The following is a 6,566-nucleotide window of genomic DNA, read 5'->3' on the forward strand; positions in this document are numbered from 1 at the left end:
AAAGTACATCTCCTATTTTGGAAATACACCTACTCGCTAAAATATAAATACCATTTTTAAATTGTTTCTTAATCGGAATACCTTCTTTCTATGATGACTAAAAATATAAGCTATTTATCGAAGTTCCAAGTTTCAACAATATTTTCATTCCATTTTATATTTTCAGAGTAAAAACTTTTTATTTCTCTCGCTAATTTTTCTAAATGCTCATAATTTTCATTGTAAAAACTAATTGTTAGCAAATATCCCATTTGTTTTTGCAATCCATTAAACTCTATGTTTCTATAATCTATTTCCTCACAATTAAAGATGTAATTCATATTTATTTTTGGTATAAATTCGATAAATCCTTTTTTAGGAGGAATCCATACTTTGCCTGATGGCATAACAATTTGATTATTATCAATCTTATGTGAAAGTCCAAGTTCACACTTCAAATAAATTTCTTCTAAATTAATATTTAGTGAAAACTCAATATTTTTAGAATATTCACCACCGACTATCCTACTACCTATTTCGCATAGAATAGGATTACCTGATCTGTCTATAAAAATTTCTGCATGAAAAAGAGTTGTAAAATTCACATCAAACACTTTCAAAATTCTTTTAGTGAAGTCATTCAATATATTTGCTTGTTTAGAATCTGGATTAATCATTACTGAACCTAAACCATTACCATCCTCAAATGATTCAAGACAATTCTCTAAATACTTACTCACACAACTAACCTTGATTTCCGATTTATAAAATAATCCATCAACATGGTAAAGTTGACCTTCTACATATTCCTCAATTATATAATCATTAAAATCAAAATTAGATATAGCTTTATTTAAAGAATTTTCATCGACTATTTTAAAAACACCTTTCGAAGCCCATTTTTTTCTAGGTTTCAAAATCACTGGATATCCAACCTTTTTTATGAAAGATATTATATCCATAAAATGATTAATTCGACGAAAATGCGGACATTTTAATTCTGATTCTTTCAATTTTTTTCGCATTTTATATTTATCACGAAAAAGTAAGGCACTCCTGATTTTTTGCCCTTTTATGCCAAGGTTTTCCCTTATAGATGCCGCTCTTATAACATTACCTTCTTCGAAAGAAATGATTCTCGATATTTTTTCGTACTTACTTAATTCATCAACAAATCTTTCTACATTACCATTGTTATCAAAATCTGGAAATCCATAGGCATTTTTGTATCGAAAACTACTAATTGTATCCGTTGGTCCTAATATATAAATAGATTCATTAAAACCATTTGCCCATTTTAAATAATCTCTTTTTGATTTACCTTGCCTATCTAATATAATGACTGCCATAAAATCACTCTCTCATATTTAAAATATGTTACTTATAACTAATATTAAAAACTTTATTTAATGTATATTTGCGTGATTCACATAATAATTTATAATTGTTTCCATCTTGGATTACATATCCTATTCTGTTTTCACTACCTGTTTCTCTTTTTTTATCACCAGATACAACAAAAATATCTGCATCTATAATGTTATTGTTCTTTTTTATATACTCAACATTAATACTAGCATTATCAATAACTTCACCTTCAAATTCATTGAAATAAATGGCAATATATTTGTCATGAAATTTAAAACCATTAAAACTTTTAGTGCCTTTTACTAGAGATAATGCAGCTATTTCTAAAGGATTGTAATTTTTTGACATTAATCTATATAGTTCAGATATCATATCACCACCAATTCTAGCATGGGTTTCAACTAAATTTATTTCATTATTATAACCTACAATTATTTCAGTATGTGATGGACCATTTTTAAATTGCAATATATTTAAAAGTTCAAGAACATAGTCTGTAATATTCTTACTTGCTTTATCACTAATATTAGCTGGTACGACATGACCAACCTCAACAAAATCATCATTTTTCAATTTTTTTGTAATTCCATAAACGTAATGTTTGCCATCGATGCTTATTGATTCGACACTAAATTCTTCTCCTTCAATAAATTTTTCTATTATAAAAGGTGAACATTTAAACTCTGATATTTCATCTGATATTGTTTTTACATTAGTCAAATTTATTTTATAAACACTCTTACTTCCTGTTCCGTTTATAGGTTTAACTATAGATTCGCCGTAATCATTAATGAATTCGAATAGATCCTTAGCATCAATAACTTTTCGAAAAGGAATAGTATTAAAATGTTTATTTTCCAAGAATTTTCTCATCAAATATTTGTTTCCAAACAAGCTTACTTGATTATTTGAAAGGTTAAATGGTATGCTAGTTGTCATAGAAATTTCAGATGCTAATATTTGTAAGTTTTCAAACATACAAATAATAGTTTTATAACTTTTGGGATCATCAATGATATTTGATACTTTATTCACGATTTTTTTATGATCTTTTAAATTCTTAAATGCAAAAACTTCTTCGTATATTTCATTAAAATATGGTTTTATCTTTGAAGACTCAGTAATTATTGTTAACTTATAACCATTTTTATATAGCAATTTATGAATCTCAGAAAACCCACCTAAAACTAAAATTTTATTCATAATCATCACCTAGTAGTTTTTTTATATTAACTTTTTCATAGTTGTTCCCTAAAGATAAACTTCTAATAGAATCTCTACATTGTATATGGCATGATATATCATATTCTCTTAATAATTCAGGAAATTTCTGTATAATCCATTCCGGAAATATTCCGAATTCACCCTTTATTACATTAAAATCAATTTTCTCATTTTCCAATAACCTTGTACGAACCTTTATTAGTCTATTGACAATATCGACTGAATATTCATTAATCTTCAGTATATTTTCATAAAATGCATTTTTTTGTTTTGGACTAAAACTTGTATATCCTAATTTAGTTATAATTTCATTTGATATTTCTAAAATAAATGGAATATGCTCTTCATTGATAAGATTTCCATCTAATAAAAAACCTAACTCTCTCAAAATCTTTTTTAAAAAATATCCTTTTCCTTTATTTGAAATCCTTAGCAGATCACCATGAATCAATAAAATAAACACCCTGAACAATAATAAAAATCTAGTTTCATTATTATTGTTGATTTTCAGATTATTTGTTACCTTAAAAAGAGGACTAATCTCATCTATCTCCCAAATTGCTTGTTTATTTTCTAAAATAATAGAAAGTCTCTCAGCATAGTACACTATATCAAAATGATATTTTTCTTCTGTTTTAATAGTTGCAATAGTTCCTATAGGTACAACACCGTTTGAATATTTATAATATATATATGAATAATGTCCGGTAGGTCTATTATTTCCAATATGAAATTTTTCTAAATTTTTCCATTCATAAATATGATTTAAAGATATACCTAAGTGGTTGTACCATTTTAAAAAATCAACTTCGCGATCACACCGAATGAAAATCTTGTTTATTGACAACCCTATATTTGTTAAAAATGATAACGCAACATTAATTATTTTTTGAGGTTCATCACTGTTTTTAATTAAAAGTGATAAACCAATCTCCATAGGATTTGTTAATCGATTTTTTCCAACATCATCTAATTTATTTGAAAAATATGATAATTGCTTTGTAAAATAGTTTTCTTGTTTTCCATTTATATTTATGGAATCAAACAAATCAATATGTTGTGATATTGCAGACATATTAAAAAAAGTTTCGGAACCATCTGGCCTTACTACATTGCCCTCTTTAAGCAAATTAAAATTTAACTTTTTTCCATAATTTAAAAATTCATCTTGTATGTCAATTAATTTCATTTTTTTCCCTCATCATTTGAACATATCCCTCTGTTACAACTTTTGGTTTCAAAAATGAAAATTCATTTTTAACCTTTTGTGTGAATAACAGTTTATCATTTTCAGAAAAATTACCTAATATTTCAGCTTCTAAGAATTGACCGAGACCTTTTATGTTATCAATATTTATAGTTACATTCCCTTGTTTATATGCTTCTCTTTTTTTATCTATAACCATTATTCTTTTAAATCCTAAATTAAGTACATCCTTTAAAAATGATGATTGACTCTCATCTAATTTGACTTCACTTTCAATCCATAACCCCTCACTAACAGTTTCTTTTTTAGTTGCTAAAAATTGTTTACTTTCTTCCCGAATTCTAAGAATATAACTACCAGGGATATCACCTTCTTTTTCTTTACCGTGTTCTTTATAATAGGAATCTTTTTGATTGGAAGAATCAATATAATCATAATTTTCAGATAAATAAGATAGTAATTTTGATAAATTTTTGTCAGTATCTATCTTAAATCTAACTTCAAGTTCTTTCATTAATAATCACCTCGTAGACTAGCATACGCATTAGTCGATTTAAATTTTGTCAGTGGAAAGTATGTGTTACTTTCAGTTTTATGGATACATAATCTTGCATAATAATTCCCAGATAAATTTTCAATTCGTATTCCATAAAAGTATTCTCCACATAAATTTTGCTTTTTCATTATACAATTATTACACATAGTTGGTAAGTAATTAGGTACTAATACTTTAAAATCTATTTCACCTATTTTAGGAATAAAATAACTTATTGTTCCAGTTGAACTTCCCTTTACATATTTTCTTCCTATTTCAACTGCATTTAATGTATTAAAAAATTTTCTTATTGCATTAATTGAATAAGTATTCCTATTAACTTCATTTAAAATTCTAACGTTGATATTTTGAACTGCCGCCCATTTTACAACTTTTAAAACACGACAATAGTCGTCTTCATCTGCAATTACTGTGTTTATTTTCACCAAAACTCCACTTTCTTTTGTAAATTTAATTACATCTAATAGTTTCTGATGATTTTTAGCTATCCAACTGTTTGATCTATCAATCTGAGTTTTAATCATATCCACATCATTAATAGCATGCAAACTAAAATTTATAGAATCAATGCCGGTTTTGACAATCTTTTTAAAGATATTCATAGAGGTACCCATTGAAGTCATTTTTACTTTAAAGCCATATTGCTTTAATTTTTTTATAATTAAGTCAATATCGGGATGTAAGCTTGGTTCTCCTCCAGTTAAATGTATTTCATTAATGTGTAAATCATTTGTAATGTTTAAAAACTCTTTGAAAAATTCATCATTAAAAAAATCAACATCCTTTATTATATTGTTTTGTCGATTTCCAGTTCCTTCATTATGACACCACCAACAATTCCATGGACATTTATCAGTTATTTTTATTCTAACTGAATTCATAGGCAAAAATGTCGAATCACTTTTGGTCGTATAAACTCTAATGCATTCATAAAGTATAGTCTCTTTTCTAGTTGATATATCGTGTGGCTAGAAGTAATACTAAAACAAGCAATTTTAAGATATCTGTCAATCTGAAATATGATTGTCACTATTATATATTTAAGCAATCTATATTTTATTATATAATAAAACCGAATGATATAGAGACTTGTTGTGAAAGAGGGAATTGTATGGATTCAAATTTTGGTATAACGTTACGTAGGATAAGAAAGGCAAAACACAAAAGTATTGATTACGTTTCTGGACATTTCATATCTAAATCACAAGTATCCAGATTTGAAAGAGGTGAATCTGAAATAACTTTTACTAGCTTATATAGTATTTTAAATTTGCTAAATATATCATTTGATGAATTTTTAAATATTCATTGCAAATATCAAAGCAAATCCGAGCAATTTTCAGTATTGATTAAAAACATTAAAACGTGTATTAATGTTGAAAAAGAGGAAGATTTTAACACGATTTTTAATAGATTTTGTTTATCAAGTTTCACCCATATTGAAATAATCGTAATAAAATCTTTACTAAGTAGGGTTAATAGTTCGATTTTTCTATCAACTGATGAAGTAGAGGAATTAGCAGAGTATTTTTTTTCGATTGATTATTGGGGATGCTATGAATTATTATTATTAGAAAATTGCGAACATTCATTAAATTATACGAGTTGTTATTATTTCACAAACGAAGTAATACATGAATTTGAAGATAATGAACTTTATTATAAAAATAAAAAACTAGTTATAAACGTAGCTATTAATTGTTTGATTAGAAGCGTAGAATTAGGTGAATATAGAAATTGTCTTTCATTAATTGAAGTAATCAACAAACTATTGGATAGCGAACTTTATTTTTATGAAAAAACTGTCTTTTTATTTGCATTAGGTTACTTTGAATCTAGAAGAAATAATTCTAATGGAAATAATAAAATGAAAGATGCAATTGTAATTTTCAAGAAATTGGGCGATCAATTTTCACTAATTTATTACACTAATCTATATAAAAAAATTAATAATAGCAGAACTTGCATTTAAGTAATACAGTTAAAGACTAACACGGCATATGTACATCAATTTAGCATGAAGTTTAATGCCCATAATAGGCGTAACTTTCACTTAATACCCTATTTTAATTGCGAAATTCTTAAGAAATAGCACAGTCATTTAAAAGATACATACATAAATGTCTAATAAAAGTTGTGGTTCTTAGATTTATTTTTTTATCTAGCCACCGAATTTGGCAAAGAACCTTTCCGAGGAAATAAAAAAAGGCTCTATAATAAATTCGGTTGATG

6 protein-coding genes are annotated in these 6,566 nt (G+C 26.2%); 1 reads left to right on the forward strand and 5 read right to left on the reverse strand.

What is annotated here, in order from left to right:
• Positions 1–110: 110 nt before the first annotated feature.
• From HMPREF3270_RS00220 to HMPREF3270_RS00240, 5 genes are read right to left on the reverse strand one after another with little or no spacing between them, the layout of a single operon-like run.
• Complete coding sequence (locus tag HMPREF3270_RS00220) at positions 111–1,328, reverse strand: ATP-grasp domain-containing protein (protein ID WP_070848248.1); 1,218 nt, start codon at positions 1,326–1,328, stop codon at positions 111–113.
• A gap of 28 nt (positions 1,329–1,356) precedes the next feature.
• Positions 1,357–2,550, reverse strand: a complete 1,194-nt coding sequence (locus tag HMPREF3270_RS00225; RefSeq protein WP_070848247.1) for an ATP-grasp domain-containing protein — start codon at positions 2,548–2,550, stop codon at positions 1,357–1,359.
• Positions 2,543–3,760, reverse strand: a complete 1,218-nt coding sequence (locus HMPREF3270_RS14130; RefSeq protein ID WP_070848246.1) for a hypothetical protein — start codon at positions 3,758–3,760, stop codon at positions 2,543–2,545. Before HMPREF3270_RS14130 ends, HMPREF3270_RS00225 begins: the two co-directional genes overlap by 8 nt.
• Positions 3,747–4,292 (reverse strand): class IV adenylate cyclase, encoded by a 546-nt coding sequence (gene cyaB, locus HMPREF3270_RS00235; protein ID WP_070848245.1) that lies wholly within the window; start codon positions 4,290–4,292, stop codon positions 3,747–3,749. Before cyaB ends, HMPREF3270_RS14130 begins: the two co-directional genes overlap by 14 nt.
• On the reverse strand, positions 4,292–5,215 hold the full coding sequence (locus HMPREF3270_RS00240; protein ID WP_176746699.1) for a radical SAM protein: 924 nt from the start codon (positions 5,213–5,215) through the stop codon (positions 4,292–4,294). The genes cyaB and HMPREF3270_RS00240 overlap by 1 nt, the downstream gene beginning before the upstream one ends.
• Before the next feature lie 230 nt (positions 5,216–5,445).
• On the opposite strand from HMPREF3270_RS00240, the gene HMPREF3270_RS00245 reads away from it, so the two are divergent.
• Positions 5,446–6,306 carry a helix-turn-helix domain-containing protein gene (locus HMPREF3270_RS00245; RefSeq protein ID WP_070848243.1) on the forward strand — a complete coding sequence of 287 codons (861 nt, stop codon included), beginning with the start codon at positions 5,446–5,448 and terminating at the stop codon, positions 6,304–6,306.
• Positions 6,307–6,566: the final 260 nt, after the last annotated feature.

Source organism: Staphylococcus sp. HMSC65H10, assembly GCF_001839185.1.
In the GTDB taxonomy this organism is placed as follows: domain Bacteria; phylum Bacillota; class Bacilli; order Staphylococcales; family Staphylococcaceae; genus Staphylococcus; species Staphylococcus simulans.

Coding starts and splice junctions, on each gene's coding strand:
- HMPREF3270_RS14130 (WP_070848246.1), bottom strand. CDS start 3,760: ATGAAATTAATTGACATACAAGATGAATTTTTAAATTATGGAAAAAAG.
- HMPREF3270_RS00240 (WP_176746699.1), bottom strand. CDS start 5,215: ATGAATTCAGTTAGAATAAAAATAACTGATAAATGTCCATGGAATTGT.
- cyaB (WP_070848245.1), bottom strand. CDS start 4,292: ATGAAAGAACTTGAAGTTAGATTTAAGATAGATACTGACAAAAATTTA.
- HMPREF3270_RS00220 (WP_070848248.1), bottom strand. CDS start 1,328: ATGGCAGTCATTATATTAGATAGGCAAGGTAAATCAAAAAGAGATTAT.
- HMPREF3270_RS00245 (WP_070848243.1), top strand. CDS start 5,446: ATGGATTCAAATTTTGGTATAACGTTACGTAGGATAAGAAAGGCAAAA.
- HMPREF3270_RS00225 (WP_070848247.1), bottom strand. CDS start 2,550: ATGAATAAAATTTTAGTTTTAGGTGGGTTTTCTGAGATTCATAAATTG.